This is a genomic window from Corynebacterium sp. AOP36-E1-14 (genome assembly GCF_052377495.1).
Lineage (GTDB): Bacteria > Actinomycetota > Actinomycetes > Mycobacteriales > Mycobacteriaceae > Corynebacterium.
This window is the reverse complement of record NZ_JBQSWV010000003.1, coordinates 26,589-39,975: the sequence shown is the minus strand read 5'-3', so window position 1 is coordinate 39,975 and position 13,387 is coordinate 26,589. Positions and strand designations below refer to the sequence as shown.

Annotated in this window: 12 protein-coding genes and 1 tRNA gene; 8 read left to right on the top strand and 5 right to left on the bottom strand. The window is 68.3% G+C overall.

All coding sequences use genetic code 11. The features are described 5' to 3' along the window. Positions 1–25: 25 nt before the first annotated feature. The 3 genes from ACT3TD_RS02185 (at position 26) to ACT3TD_RS02175 (ending at position 1,528) form a co-directional block, all read left to right on the top strand. Positions 26–114: transfer RNA gene (locus ACT3TD_RS02185), tRNA-Leu, on the top strand. A gap of 66 nt (positions 115–180) precedes the next feature. Next, positions 181–855 (top strand): TVP38/TMEM64 family protein, encoded by a 675-nt coding sequence (locus ACT3TD_RS02180; protein ID WP_444614827.1) that lies wholly within the window; start codon positions 181–183, stop codon positions 853–855. Between the two features lie 28 nt (positions 856–883). Continuing rightward, complete coding sequence (locus ACT3TD_RS02175) at positions 884–1,528, top strand: DNA-binding protein (RefSeq protein WP_301442562.1); 645 nt, start codon at positions 884–886, stop codon at positions 1,526–1,528. Here ACT3TD_RS02175 and ACT3TD_RS02170 read toward each other — a convergent pair. Genes ACT3TD_RS02170 through ACT3TD_RS02160 form a run of 3 tightly spaced genes read right to left on the bottom strand, consistent with a single transcriptional unit; the run spans position 1,425 to position 4,043 of the window. Then, positions 1,425–2,708: an SPFH domain-containing protein gene (locus tag ACT3TD_RS02170; RefSeq protein WP_301442561.1), complete on the bottom strand. Its 1,284-nt coding sequence runs from the start codon at positions 2,706–2,708 to the stop codon at positions 1,425–1,427. The two genes, ACT3TD_RS02175 and ACT3TD_RS02170, sit on opposite strands and share 104 nt — an antisense overlap. Before the next feature lie 9 nt (positions 2,709–2,717). Further along, positions 2,718–3,155: an NfeD family protein gene (locus ACT3TD_RS02165; protein WP_301442560.1), complete on the bottom strand. Its 438-nt coding sequence runs from the start codon at positions 3,153–3,155 to the stop codon at positions 2,718–2,720. Between the two features lie 12 nt (positions 3,156–3,167). After that, entirely contained in the window at positions 3,168–4,043 is an 876-nt protein-coding gene (locus tag ACT3TD_RS02160; protein WP_441579423.1) for a DUF3097 domain-containing protein, read from the bottom strand. Positions 4,044–4,068: 25 nt separating this feature from the next. Here ACT3TD_RS02160 and ACT3TD_RS02155 point away from each other — a divergent pair, with 25 nt between their 5' ends. After that, positions 4,069–4,932, top strand: a complete 864-nt coding sequence (locus ACT3TD_RS02155; RefSeq protein ID WP_301444201.1) for a hypothetical protein — start codon at positions 4,069–4,071, stop codon at positions 4,930–4,932. 36 nt (positions 4,933–4,968) lie between these two features. On the opposite strand, the gene ACT3TD_RS02150 is transcribed toward ACT3TD_RS02155, so the two are convergent. Together ACT3TD_RS02150 and ACT3TD_RS02145 are read right to left on the bottom strand one after the other, a co-directional pair. Beyond that, positions 4,969–6,813 (bottom strand): DIP1281 family NlpC/P60 protein, encoded by a 1,845-nt coding sequence (locus ACT3TD_RS02150; protein ID WP_441579647.1) that lies wholly within the window; start codon positions 6,811–6,813, stop codon positions 4,969–4,971. A gap of 543 nt (positions 6,814–7,356) precedes the next feature. Then, positions 7,357–7,833, bottom strand: coding sequence for an Rv1476 family membrane protein (locus tag ACT3TD_RS02145; protein WP_301443783.1), 477 nt, complete (start codon positions 7,831–7,833; stop codon positions 7,357–7,359). Between the two features lie 337 nt (positions 7,834–8,170). Here ACT3TD_RS02145 and acnA point away from each other — a divergent pair, with 337 nt between their 5' ends. The 4 genes from acnA to ACT3TD_RS02125 all read left to right on the top strand — a co-directional run bounded on the left by acnA (position 8,171) and on the right by ACT3TD_RS02125 (position 13,383). Further along, positions 8,171–10,972, top strand: a complete 2,802-nt coding sequence (acnA, locus tag ACT3TD_RS02140; RefSeq protein ID WP_441579648.1) for an aconitate hydratase AcnA — start codon at positions 8,171–8,173, stop codon at positions 10,970–10,972. An 84-nt stretch (positions 10,973–11,056) separates the two neighbouring features. Continuing rightward, positions 11,057–11,638 carry a TetR/AcrR family transcriptional regulator gene (locus ACT3TD_RS02135; RefSeq protein WP_301442664.1) on the top strand — a complete coding sequence of 194 codons (582 nt, stop codon included), beginning with the start codon at positions 11,057–11,059 and terminating at the stop codon, positions 11,636–11,638. 93 nt (positions 11,639–11,731) lie between these two features. Then, positions 11,732–11,998 carry an ACT domain-containing protein gene (locus ACT3TD_RS02130; protein ID WP_301442665.1) on the top strand — a complete coding sequence of 89 codons (267 nt, stop codon included), beginning with the start codon at positions 11,732–11,734 and terminating at the stop codon, positions 11,996–11,998. Positions 11,999–12,012: 14 nt separating this feature from the next. Further along, complete coding sequence (locus ACT3TD_RS02125) at positions 12,013–13,383, top strand: PFL family protein (RefSeq protein ID WP_301442666.1); 1,371 nt, start codon at positions 12,013–12,015, stop codon at positions 13,381–13,383. Positions 13,384–13,387 lie beyond the last annotated feature (4 nt).

Here is a 13,387-nt window from a genome sequence, read left to right as displayed (position 1 = left end):
GACCGTGTTCGGCGTCCGCATCCATGTCCGGGTGGCGGAATGGCAGACGCGCTAGCTTGAGGTGCTAGTGTCCTATTAACGGACGTGGGGGTTCAAGTCCCCCTCCGGACACCACAGAAGAGGCCCACTACGGTGGGCCTCTTCGTCGTTTCAACTGACCCTCGCGAAGGCGTACCCGACATGTCCAGAGACCACCTGCTCCCCTTCGCCGGGCTCGTGGCTCTGGGGATCGCCGTCGTGGTCGCGGCCGTGCTCCTGCCCACCCCGGACCTCGACTCCGTGCGCACCACCGTGGAGAACAGCGGGAGCGTCGCGTGGGTGACCTTCCTGGCCCTGATGGTCGGCGCCACCCAGCTGCCTGTCCCCCGCACCATCTGGACGGTGTCCGCCGGCGTGCTCTTCGGCCCCCTCGTCGGCAGTGTGCTGGCACTCACCGGCATGGCCCTGTCGGTGACGCTGTCGCTGCTCCTCGTACGCTGGATCGGCGGCCCGGCCGTGCGTCGTGCCGAGACCATGCCGCGCGTGCACGCCCTGCAGCGGGCCCTGGAGGCCCGTGGCTGGCTCGCGGTCCTCGGGCTGCGCATGGTCCCCCTGGCCCCCTTCAGCCTGCTGAACTACGCCTGCGGGCTGAGCCGCATCCCGCTGGTGTCCTGTGTGCTGGCGACCGTGGTGGGCTCCGCCCCGCTCACCGTCGCCCTCGTAGTCTCCGCGGACACGCTGGCCGGCGGTGGTGAACCGTGGTTCCTGCTGCTCAGCGTGGTGCTCGCCGTGGTGGGCCTGGCGCTCACCGTCGGTGCGTTGCGCGGCGTGCGGGCCGAACTCGCGGCGGCGGGGACCGGGCCGGTCAAGCCCTGACAGTAGACACACATGTAGGGTGGCGGGCATGTACTCCGTCCACGCCACATACCGCGGAACGTCACTCCGGCGGGCCGACTACGTCCGACAGGTCGCCGACGCCCTGGGCAACGCCCACAACGTCGTCGACGTCCGGGTCCTGGGGCCCGGTGAACTCGCCGTCCTCGCCGACGACGCGGACAGTGCCTCGGGCGTCGTGATGAACCTCATCCAGGCCGGCGACTTCGCCATCGGGATCGGCGCCGTGGTCGGCGGGGACGGAGAGGCGGACGGGCGGGAGGACGCGTCGGACGCCGTGCTGCGCGACCAGCTCGTGGCGGCGTCCGGCCGGGCGGTGCGGGGTTCCCGGCGTGCCGGCATGATCCGTGCGAGGGTCGAGCAGGCCGGTCCCGGTGGCGTGCAGGCGGTGGGGCGTGGCGCGGACGTGGCCGGGGACATCGCCGCGGCGTTCACCCTGGTCTCCCACGTACTGAACCGCCGCACCGCCGAAGGGCGGGAGGCGACGGCTCTGGTCCGGCAGGGCCACCTGCAGAGTGAGGCGGCGGAGATGCTGGGCATCTCGAAACAGGCTATGTCTCAGCGTCTTTCTGCTGCGGGGTGGCAGGCTGAGCAGGCTGGTTGGCTTCTGGCTGTCCATATGTTGGCCAGGACGGAGACTCTTCCCCTCGGGTGATCGCCGCCGCCTCCTCGGTCGCCGCGGAGGAGGCGGATGAGGAGGTGGCGGACGGGGACGCAGGTGACGGGGTGGGCACGTCGGTCGGTTCGTCGACCGAGCGGTTGGCCACCGCATTGGCCTCGGCCACGGCCTTGGCGATCTCGGGGGCGGACTCGGTGTTGAACCAGTTCTCCGAGGTCGTCTCGTTGGCGACGTCGCGGAAGGACTCGTCGACCGGGGTCGGCTCGTAGCGGAAGGTGCCGTCCTCGTCCTTGTTCGCGAAGGCCTTCGCGAACTGCTCCAGGGAGTCGCCGAACTGCATCGGCAGCATCCACACCTTGTTCGCGTCGCCCTGCGCCATCTCCGGGAGCTTCTCCAGGTACTGGTAGGACAGCACCTCCGGGGTGACCTGGGAGGACTTGATGGCGGCGGTGACCTTCTGGATCGCCTTCGCCTGGCCCTGCGCCTCGAGGTACTTCGCGGCACGCTCACCCTCGGCCAGCAGCATGCGAGCCTGTCGCTCGGCCTCTGCGGAGAGGATCTGGGCGTGCTTGTCACCCTCGGCACCGAGGATCCGGGCCTGCTTCTTACCCTCGGCGGTCTTGATGTCCGACTCGCGCTGGCCCTCGGCGGTGAGGATCATCGCACGCTTCTCACGGTCCGCCTTCATCTGCATCTCCATGGACTGCTGGATGGAGGGCGGCGGGTCGATGGCCTTGAGCTCCACGCGGCTGATGCGCAGGCCCCAGCGGGTGGTGGCGGCGTCCAGCTCGCCGCGCAGCCGACGGTTGATCACGTCACGGGAGGTCAGCGTCTCCTCCAGCGTCATGCCGCCGACGACGTCACGCAGCGTGGCCACGGAGATCTGCTCGACGCCGATGATGTAGTCGTTGACACCGTAGATCGCCCGCGCGGCGTCGTTGATCTGGAAGGTCACGACGATGTCGATGGCCACGGTCAGGTTGTCCTGGGTGATCACGGCCTGGGGAGGGAACGACACGACCTGCTCACGGGTGTCCACCCGGTCGCGGACCCGGTCGATGAACGGCACGAGGATCGTCAGCCCGCCGGACACCGTCCTGGTGTAGCGGCCGAGTCGCTCGATGACCGCAGCCTCCCCCTGTGGGATCAAGGCCACGGACTTGAACAGGGCTACTGCGACGAGGATGACGAGGAGGATCAGAAGGATCGAGATCATCTCCACGGGTCACACTCCTTTCCACACCACGGCTGTGGTGCCGTCAATGGAGACGACCTGCACACGGTCCCCTTCACTGAATGAGGACCCGGGGTGTGCCGCCCGGGCTGACCAGATCTCGCCGGCGATGCGCACCTGGCCCGACGAGTTCTCGGAGGTGACGTCGGTCAGGACCTGCGCCGGCTGCCCCTCGAGCTCCTTGGTGGTGAACTCCCGGACCTCGCCCTGCGCGATGTAGCGGCGCCGAAGCACCGGGCGCAACAGCAGCAGCGTGGCCGCGGAGGTGGCCCCGAAGACACCGACCTCCGCCCACACCGGGATGTCCACGACGGCGACCCCGGCGGTGGTCAGGGCGGCGACCGCGAGCATCAGCAACGTGAAGTCCATGACCAGGAATTCGCCGACCGCGAGGACGGCCGCTGCAATCAACCAGATAATCGGGCCCATGCCCGCAGAATATCAGTTCGCGGGGTTCCCGGGTTCCGTGACGAAGTCCACGAGACGTTCGACGGCCCCGATGAGGGTGGCGTCGAGATCCCGGAACGTCCGCACCTTGGAGTACACGTGCCGCCACCCCTCGGTCGGCGTGCCCCACCCCAGCCGCTGGCACACGCCGGTCTTCCAGTCCTCCCCGTAGGGAACCTTCGGCCAGGCCCGGATGCCGACGGTCGCCGGTTTCACCGCCTCCCAGATGTCGATGTACGGGTGTCCGGTCACCATCACGTCCGGTCCGAGACCCTGGGTCAGCCGGGTCTCCTTCGACCCCTCCACCAGGTGGTCGGCGAGCACTCCGACCCGCCTGCCGGGGCCCGGGCGGAACTCCTCGAGCATGGCGGGCAGGTTGTCGAGTCCCTCGATGAATTCCACCACGACCCCCTCCACGCGCAGGTCGTGGCCCCACACCTGCTCGACGATGGCGGCGTCGTGCAACCCCTCCACCCAGATCCGCGAGGGGGCCGCGACCTTGGCGCGCACGTCCCTGACCCTGCGCGACCCGGAGTTCGAGCGCTGCTGGTCCTGCGGCGTCTGCGACGGGGCCACGTAGCGGGTGAGGGTGACCGGCCGACCGTCGACGAGGAAGCCCCCGGGACGCAACTTGAACAGACGGTCGCGGCCGTGCCGGTCCTCCAGCCGGACGAACTGCCCGTCGTAGGTCTTCTCGAAACCGACGACGGCGCCGACCCAGCCCCCGTCGGCGACCTCGACGACGGTGCCCGGCTTCGCGGGCATTTCCGGTGCCGGCGGGGCCTGGCGGGAACGGTGCCCCCCGGCCGCCCCCTGCCCGTCTCCGGAACCCCCGAGGATGTCACGGCCGTACCTGTCGTTGAAGCTCATGGGCTCCAACTCTAGGCTAGGTGCAATGTCGTCAAGAAACCCCGCCGGTGACGCCACCGGCACGAGGCGGGCCACCCCGCTGCGCGAACAACTGTGGTCCCCGGTGCAGAACACCACCGTCTGGCTGGGATGGTGGCTGCACGGCCTCGTCTCCGCCGACGACGTCATCGACGCGTTCCAGGACGTCCAGGGCCCGGCGCACTCCCTGACCGTCGACCCCGGCGGCGACGACCCCTTCGCCGGACGCTTCGACGACCGTGCCACCGGCCTGGTCGACCTGCTGCACGCCGTGCGCGAGGTCACCCGTGACGTCCCCGTCGAGCTGTCCTCGCGTCCCCTCGTCGGACTCGTCCTCGCCGGTCCCGGCGACCCGCCGGCCCTGCCCGCGGGAAGCCGCGGGGCGGCCGCGGTGTCACGCGCCGGTGCCGGTATCAGCGTCGCCGACGCCGACCCGCTGGTCACCCATGTCGTCGTGCCCACGGTCGTGGACAACTCGCTGGTGCAGTGGGTGTGGTACCGGTGCGAAGGCCGCGTGCGCGCCGGCGAGTTCTACGGCCCCGGCGAGGCGGACACCCGGCTGCGCGAGGCCACGGAGGCCGCGGCCGCACTCGTCGAGGCGTCCGGCACGACCGGGATCCGTCACCACTCCCCGCGCCTGGCGGTCGGCGCCCTGACCGACTTCTTCGGTCTGCCCGGACTGCCGCCCGGGGTCTCGCCGCGGGCGGAGAAGCTCATGGCCCGTGCCGACGTCGTCGCCTCCGTCATCGAGGTCACCCGCGCGACCGACCACGGCGCCGAACTCGACCCGCAGCTGCTGCCGCTGTCCGGGGCGGTGCGCACAGCGAGAATCACCGCAGTCGACCACGCGATGCGTGAACTCCTGCGGTGATGTCGGTGTGACGGGGCCGCCGTGGCCCCGGGTGCGCTACTCGATCATGCGCACGGCCATCGGCTCGATCCCGTCCCAACGGACCGGCGAGACCTTGACCACGTCGCCGGACTGCGGTGCCTCGAGCATCGTCCCGTCGCCCAGGTACAGGGCCACGTGGGAGCTGCCGCCCACACCCCAGAAGAGCATGTCGCCACGCTTGGCGTCGCCGACCGGGACCTGGTTTCCGGAGGTGTACTGGTAGCCCGAGTACTTCTCCAGCTGGATGCCGGCCGCGGCGAAGGAGTAGACCATCAGACCGGAGCAGTCGAAACCGACCTTGGAGTAGTCGCCGTGGGAGTCGGCGACGCCACCGTCACGCACACCCATGGTGGGACCGTCGGCGTTGCCGCCGCCCCAGGCGTAGGTCACGCCCAGCTGGCCCATGCCGCGCTCGATGACGCGCTCGATCTGCTCCTCGCTGGTACCGGAGGAGTCCGGCTCCGCAGGCTCCTCACCCTCACCGGGGTTGACCTCCGGCAGGACGCCCTCCTCGCCTTCGGTGCCCTCGACACCCTCGACGCCTTCGGTGTCCTCGACGCCCTCGGTGCCTTCGGTACCTTCAGGCAGGTTTGCGTAGGCGTTGGCGGCCGACTCACGGCCGGCGTTCGTCGCAGCCTCGAGAGCCCCGTCGGGGTCGCCGGAGAGGTGGGAGCTGATGCCGGCGTACGCGGCATCGCCCGCCGCGCCGACGAGTCCGTCGATCGCGGCCTGCCTCAAGGCGTCACCCTCGGTGCTGCCGTCGAAGCTCCCCGGGATCTCGTCGACCTCGGGCACCTCACCGGTGTCGGCGGCGTCGTCGGCCTCGTCGGCCTCGGTGTCGTCGACGAGCTGGTCGTCGAGCGGCTCCTCGGTCACCGCGTCCTCACCGGTGGCCTCGTCCGTGGTGTCCTCGGTGACTTCGTCGGTCGCCTCGTCGGTCGCCTCGTCAGCGGTCGGACCGGCGACCTCGTCGCTCTCACCGTTGCCGTCGTCGACGTCGACCTTCGTGTCGACGGCGGGCGTCGACTCGATACCGTCGGCGGCCGCCTCGGCGGCGCGGCGCTTGTCGAAGGAGCTGGCGGCGGCGTTCTCGGAGACCTTGTCCACGGCCTTCTTCGCGGCAGCCAGACGCGACTGCGCATCGGACAGGGTGTTCTTGACGCGCTCGAGTTCCGCGGACTTCGCGGAGATCGTCGACTGTGCGTCGGTGAACGCCTTCTCCGCGGCGGAGTGTGCGTCACGGGCCGCGGTGACGAGACCGTCGGCGTCATCGCGGGAGACGCGCAACGAGGACTCCTCGTTGGCGGCCTGGGTGCGCGCGAGGTCGAGCTTGTCGATGTCGGCCTGCTGCTTCTCGGCGGCCATCCGCATGTAGGTCGCGCGGTCGATCGTGTCGCCCGTCGCGTCCGACCCGGAGGCCAGTGCGATCGGGGCCGAGTCGCCGCCGCGGGTGTATGCGGAGCGGGCCAGCTCGTCGAGGGTGGACTGCGCGTCCTTGACCTCGGAGTCGGATCCGTCGAGACGGCTACGCGCCTCGGTGACGTTGTCCTGTGCCTCCTGGGCGGCGCGCTGGCTCCGGTCCACGTCGACGCGAGCCTTGTTCACCGACTCACGGAGCCCACCGAGCTCGAGTTCCAGTGAAGACACCTCACCCTCTGTCGAGGAGACGGTGCCAACGAGGTCGGCGAGGTAGGCCTCGGCGGTCTGGTCTTCAGCGCTCGATGAGCTGTCGGACGGGGCGGCGACGGCAGTGGCGGCGGGGACAGCGAGTCCTGCGGCCACCGCGAAGGACAGCAGCGCCCGAGTGGACCGGACGGTCGACCTGCGGACGGTGCCGCGGGTGTTCAGCCTAAGTGCCACGGTGAGTCTCTCCTTGCAATGGCGTACCGGTCATTACGGTCAAGTCGTCGTTCTTGACGTCAGCCTGTCTCGGCCACCTGTCCACCGCGCTTCCCCGCGAGGTGGTCCAGGGCCCGGGCCCAGGTTCCGGCGGCCCGGTTGATCACCGCCGGAAATGTCACGAACAGGTCTCGTTCCGATATCGGATCGTTACCAATTGACGACAACTGAACCGTAAGCCACTCCGGACCCATGCGAAACCCGAATCCCACTAACCACATAAGAATCAGCAGGCACACTTGTCACGCTGAATGCCTTGACCTGCGGCCACAGAGGCCAGTTCCTTAAATGTGATCTTTGTCACAAAGATGGTGGCTTCGGCGTGTCCCGTTGCAATGATCCCCCGAGGTCAACTCAAACTCTGAACCTTGACTTGAGCATAGACAATCCCAGTGCCTTGACTAGTGTATTCGCGCGGCTCCCCGCCCCTATTTATGATGGCTCGCGCTAGCTTCTAACTGCAGAACTGTCTGGGCGCCACGGGGGCGCTCTCCGGGCTTCCGCTCAGCGGCGGTAGGTGATGCGGGCGAACACGGCGGTGGCTGCGACCGCGAGCAGGACGCCCGCGACGGCCAGGACGTAGATCCAGGAGAACGCCGGCTGGGCGTCCTCGGCGGAAGACAGGAACGCGGCCACGTCCTGCGGTCCCGTCGAGCCGTGGAGCTCGCCCTGGGTCGACTCGATCTGGTAGCGCGACATCACGTCGCTGACGACCTGGGTGTTGTTCGGGGCGCTGACGACGACCGTCGACGCCTCCGCGCCCGCCTCGCCGGAGTCCTTCACGGTCTGCGCCAGATTGCGCAGGTCCGTGGACTGGAGTGCGTCGGTGTCGACGACCACGACCCCCACGCCGTCGTCGGCGAGGTCCCGGTAGCCGGCCAGGTCCGAGGCGGACGGCTGCTCCCCCGCCTGGGAGGTCGAGTACCCGGTCTCGGCGATGTCGTCGAGGACCGCCTGCAGGTCGACGTTCTCGAAGTCCACGGCGTGCTCATTTCGCTGGAGGTGGGTGGGTTTGTTATCTGACTGTATAGATTTCTAGCACCTGACCCCGCCGTCCGGGGGTGCCGACACGCGGGGTTGGGACGCATAAATCTCTACGTCCTGCGGTTATGTAGCATTACGGTCGTACTGTTATAGTAGTTCCGACGGAATCCGCGACAACTGCTGACACAATGGTGGTAGTCCGCGACGGCACCATCGTGCCCGGTGCCGGGGACCAGGTCCAGACGAGGTCCGTGAGGTCCGCGCCGCGGGATGACGTCAGACGAACGTCAACACAACTGACGACGATAACGAGAAGAGATTCAGGAGTACTGCCGTGACTGACAGCAAGAATTCTTTTGGAGCAGAGGGGACTCTGGAGGTCGGTGACCGGTCCTACAAGATGTACCGCCTGAGCGCGGTCCCGGGTATGGAGAAGCTGCCCTACTCGCTGAAGGTCCTCGGAGAGAACCTTCTCCGCAACGAGGACGGCGCGAACGTCACCAGTGAGCACATCCAGGCCATCGCCAACTGGGACCCGTCCGCCGACCCGAGCATCGAGATCCAGTTCACCCCGGCACGTGTGGTCATGCAGGACTTCACCGGTGTGGCCTGCGTGGTCGACCTCGCCACCATCCGCGACGCGGTCGTGGCCCTCGGCGGCGACGCCGACCAGGTCAACCCGCTGAACCCGGCCGAGATGGTCATCGACCACTCGGTCATCATCGAGGCGTTCGGTGACGAGAACGCCCTCGAGCAGAACGTGGCCATCGAGTACCAGCGCAACGAGGAGCGTTACAAGCTCCTGCGTTGGGCCACCGGCGCCTTCGACAACTTCCGCGTCGTGCCTCCCGGAACCGGCATCGTCCACCAGGTCAACATCGAGTACCTGGCCCGGTCGATCTTCGACAAGGACGGCATGGCCTACCCCGACACCTGCGTCGGTACCGACTCCCACACCACGATGGAGAACGGCCTGGGCATCCTGGGCTGGGGCGTCGGCGGCATCGAGGCCGAGGCGGCGATGCTCGGCCAGCCGATCTCCATGCTCATCCCCCGCGTCGTCGGCTTCAAGCTCTCCGGTGAGATCCCCGTGGGCGTCACCGCCACCGACGTGGTGCTGACCATCACCGACATGCTGCGCCAGCACGGCGTGGTCGGCAAGTTCGTCGAGTTCTACGGCAAGGGTGTCGCCGAGCTGCCGCTCGCCAACCGTGCCACCATCGGCAACATGTCCCCGGAGTTCGGCTCCACCGCCGCGATGTTCCCCATCGACAAGGAGACCGTCGACTACCTGGCGCTGACCGGTCGCGACCAGGAGACCCTGGACCGCGTCGAGGCCTACGCCAAGGAGCAGGGCATGTGGCTCGACCCGGAGAACGACGCCGAGTACTCCGAGTACCTCGAGCTCGACCTCTCCACCGTCGTGCCCTCCATCGCCGGCCCGAAGCGTCCCCAGGACCGCATCGAGCTCTCCGACTCCAAGGCACAGTTCCGTAAGGACCTGCACAACTACGCCGACAGCAACTCCGGCAACGCCGACGCCCAGAACTTCGTCGCCGAAGGCGGCAACGTCGGCGGCCACACCGGCAACCCGGCCACCGCCGCGGACGCCAAGGGCAACCTGCCGTCCGCAGCCACCGGCAACGAGGGCCGTCCGTCCAACCCGATCGAGATCAACTACGACGGCAAGGACATGGTCCTGGACCACGGCATGGTCGGCATCGCGTCGATCACGTCCTGCACCAACACCTCGAACCCCTCCGTCATGGTCGGCGCCGGCCTGCTGGCCCGCAAGGCCGCGGCACTCGGCCTGCACTCCGCACCGTGGGTCAAGACCTCCATCGCCCCCGGCTCCCAGGTCGTCACCGGCTACTTCGAGAAGGCCGACCTGTGGAAGGACCTCGAGGCCATGGGCTTCTACCTCGTGGGTTACGGCTGCACCACCTGCATCGGTAACTCCGGTCCCCTGCCGGAGGCCATCTCCGAGGGCATCAACGAGGCCGACCTCGCCGCCACCGCCGTGCTGTCCGGTAACCGTAACTTCGAGGGACGTATCTCCCCCGACATCAAGATGAACTACCTGGCGTCCCCGATCCTCGTGATCGCCTACGCCATCGCCGGCACCATGGACTTCGACTTCGAGACCCAGCCGCTGGGCCAGGACAACGACGGCAACGACGTCTTCCTGCGCGACATCTGGCCGGCCACCGAGGAGATCGAGTCGGTCATCAAGTCCTCGATCACCAAGGAGCTCTACTCCGAGGACTACGCCGACGTCTTCAAGGGCGACGAGCGCTGGCAGTCCCTGCCCGTGCCGGAGGGCAAGACCTTCGCCTGGGACGACGCCTCCTCGTACATCCGCAAGGCACCGTACTTCGACGGCATGGAGCCCACCCCGGGCCCCGTCTCCGACGTCAGCGGCGCCCGCGTCCTGGCGCTGCTGGGCGACTCGGTCACCACCGACCACATCTCCCCGGCGTCCTCCATCAAGCCCGGCACCCCGGCAGCCCAGTACCTGGACTCCAAGGGCGTCGAGCGCAAGGACTACAACTCGCTGGGTGCCCGTCGTGGCAACCACGAGGTCATGGTCCGCGGTACCTTCGCCAACATCCGTCTGCAGAACCAGCTGCTCGACGGCGTGACCGGCGGCTACACCCGCGACTTCACCCAGGAGGGTGGCCCGCAGTCGTTCATCTACGACGCCTCCGTCAACTACCGCGAGCAGGAGACCCCGCTGGTCGTCCTCGGCGGCAAGGAGTACGGCACCGGTTCCTCGCGTGACTGGGCCGCCAAGGGCACCCTGCTGCTGGGCGTCAAGGCCGTCATCGCCGAGAGCTTCGAGCGCATCCACCGCTCCAACCTGGTCGGCATGGGTGTCATCCCGCTGCAGTTCCCGGAGGGCGAGTCCTGGAAGTCCCTGGGCCTGGACGGCACCGAGACCTTCGACCTGGCCGGCATCGAGGCCCTGAACGAGGGCACCACCCCGGACTCCGTCCACGTGACCGCCACCAAGGAGGACGGCAACGTCGTCGAGTTCGACGCCGTCACCCGTATCGACACCCCCGGTGAGGCCGCGTACTACCGCAACGGCGGCATCCTGCAGTTCGTCCTGCGCAACATGATGGAAAACAGCTAGTCCGGCTAGTCCCGTAGTCCATCCCCGCCCGCCCCGCGGACTCCGTGAGGCGGGCGGACGTGTACCGGAGAGGGGTGCCCGTCCATGCCCAAGGTCAGTGAAACTGATCTCTCAGAACGGCGCACCGACATCCTCCGCGCAGCCAGGACCTGCTTCGTGACCTACGGTTACGACGGGGCGACGGTGTCACGCCTGGAGAAGGAGACCGGGAAGTCCCGGGGAGCCATCTTCCACCACTTCCGCAACAAGGAGACCCTCTTCCGTGAGGTCGCCCACCGCGACATGGTGCGCATGACCGACCTCGCCGGAAACCGGGGAATGATCGGCCTGATCAGGTACCTCCTGGAGGACCCCGAACTCGCCGAGTGGTGGGGCCTGCGGGTGGAGATCACCCGACGGATCCGGCTCGACGACGAACTCCGGGGCGTGTGGGAGGCCGACCAGAACGCGCTGCGAGGGGCGGTCACCGAACGCCTCGAGGAGCAACGGGAGTCCGGTCGGCTGCGCACCGACATCTCCACGGCCACCACGCTGCAGCTCCTGGAGCTCGTACTCGAGGGCGTGATGGCGCACCTGGTGTCCGACCGCGAGAGCGGGCTCCTCCCGGAGGCGCTCGACATCGTCGAGCAGTCCCTGCGTTCCGCGGAGGTCCGCGACAGCGCGTGAGTGTGCGTGCGTGAATGCGCCCGAGGCACCCACCGGCCAGACCCCCTGGCCCGGTGGGTGCCTCGTCGCGTCCGGCAAGTAGCATGGTGTCTCATGATCGCGATCATGACCGTTACCGGGCGAGACCACACCGGAATCATCGCAGCCGTGTCTACCGCATGTGCTGACCTGCAGATCAACATCCGCAACGTCTCCCAGACCATCATGGACGACTGGTTCACGATGATCCTGCACGTCGAACTCCCCGAGGACCTGTCGGTCACCGAGGTCAACGCGCGGATGAGCGAGGTGGAACAGCGGGAGAAGCTGGTCATCACGATCCAGTCCCAGGCCATCTTCGACGCGATGCACGAGATCTGAGGTTCCGGGACACCATGACTGCATTCCTGCCCTCGTCCTCGATCCTCGAGACCATCGAGATGATCCAGCGCTACCGTCTCGACATCCGCACGGTGACCATGGGGATCAACCTCCTGCCCGCCGTCCGGGCGACGCCGGAGGCCACCTGTGAGGCGGTCTACGACCTGGTGACCTCGCGTGCCGAGCACCTCGTCCCGGTGTGTTCCGGCATCGAGGAGGAGCTCGGCATCCCGATCGTGAACAAGCGCATCTCGGTCACCCCGGTGGCCCTGGTGTCCTCCGCGGTGCCCGGCTGTGACCCGGTGGACATCGCCCGCGCGCTCGACCGTGCCGCGGTCGCCGTGGGCGTGAACTTCATCGGCGGCTACTCCGCCCTCGTGGAGAAGGGCGGTTCCTCCGGCGACAAGCGGCTGATCCGCTCCATCCCGGAGGCGCTGAGCGAGACGGACGTCGTCTGCTCGTCGGTCAACATCGCGTCCTCACGCGCGGGCATCAACATGAACGCGGTGCGTGAGATGGGCCAGGTCGTCAAGGACTGCGCCGAGGCCACCGCCGACCGCAGTTCGATCGCCTGCGCCAAGCTCGTCGTCTTCGCCAACTCGGTAGGCGACAACCCCTTCATGGCCGGTGCCTTCCACGGCATCGAGGAGCCGGACTGCGTGATCAGCGTCGGCGTCTCCGGCCCCGGCGTCGTGGACCGCGCGGTCGCCGCCCTGGGCCCGGAGGCCCGGCTCGACGAGATCGCCGAGGAGATCAAGCGCGCGGCGTTCAAGGTGACCCGCACCGGCCAGCTCGTGGGCACGATGGCCGCGGAGCGTCTGGGCGTGCCCTTCGGCATCGTGGACCTCTCGCTGGCCCCGACGGCCGACATCGGTGACTCCGTCGCCCACATCCTGGAGCACATGGGCCTGGGTCAGGTCGGCGGGCACGGCACCACCGCCGCTCTCGCCCTGCTCAACGACGCGGTGAAGAAGGGCGGCATGATGGCCTGCTCGCGCGTCGGCGGGCTCTCCGGCTCCTTCATCCCGGTCTCCGAGGACGCCGGCATGATCGACGCGGTGCGTGCCGGGAACCTGACCATCGAGAAGCTCGAGGCGATGACCGCCATCTGTTCGGTGGGTCTGGACATGATCGCCATCCCGGGCGACACCCCGGCGTCCTCCATCGCCGGCATGATCGCCGACGAGGCGGCCATCGGCGTGATGAACCACAAGACCACGGCCGTCCGCGTCGTGCCTGCGGTGGGCTCTTCCCCCGGCGACGACGTCGACTTCGGCGGCCTGCTGGGCCACGCGCCCGTCATGCCGGTCAGCACGGTGGACGCCGCGGAGTTCATCTCCCGCGGCGGCTACATCCCCGCCCCCGTCCACGGCTTCCGTAACTGAGAGG

Excerpts from the sequence above, each read along its gene's own strand:
- ACT3TD_RS02180 (WP_444614827.1), top strand. The coding sequence starts at position 181 with ATGTCCAGAGACCACCTGCTCCCCTTCGCCGGGCTCGTGGCTCTGGGG.
- ACT3TD_RS02175 (WP_301442562.1), top strand. The coding sequence starts at position 884 with ATGTACTCCGTCCACGCCACATACCGCGGAACGTCACTCCGGCGGGCC.
- ACT3TD_RS02170 (WP_301442561.1), bottom strand. The coding sequence starts at position 2,708 with ATGATCTCGATCCTTCTGATCCTCCTCGTCATCCTCGTCGCAGTAGCC.
- ACT3TD_RS02165 (WP_301442560.1), bottom strand. The coding sequence starts at position 3,155 with ATGGGCCCGATTATCTGGTTGATTGCAGCGGCCGTCCTCGCGGTCGGC.
- ACT3TD_RS02160 (WP_441579423.1), bottom strand. The coding sequence starts at position 4,043 with ATGAGCTTCAACGACAGGTACGGCCGTGACATCCTCGGGGGTTCCGGA.
- ACT3TD_RS02155 (WP_301444201.1), top strand. The coding sequence starts at position 4,069 with ATGTCGTCAAGAAACCCCGCCGGTGACGCCACCGGCACGAGGCGGGCC.
- ACT3TD_RS02135 (WP_301442664.1), top strand. The coding sequence starts at position 11,057 with ATGCCCAAGGTCAGTGAAACTGATCTCTCAGAACGGCGCACCGACATC.
- ACT3TD_RS02130 (WP_301442665.1), top strand. The coding sequence starts at position 11,732 with ATGATCGCGATCATGACCGTTACCGGGCGAGACCACACCGGAATCATC.
- ACT3TD_RS02125 (WP_301442666.1), top strand. The coding sequence starts at position 12,013 with ATGACTGCATTCCTGCCCTCGTCCTCGATCCTCGAGACCATCGAGATG.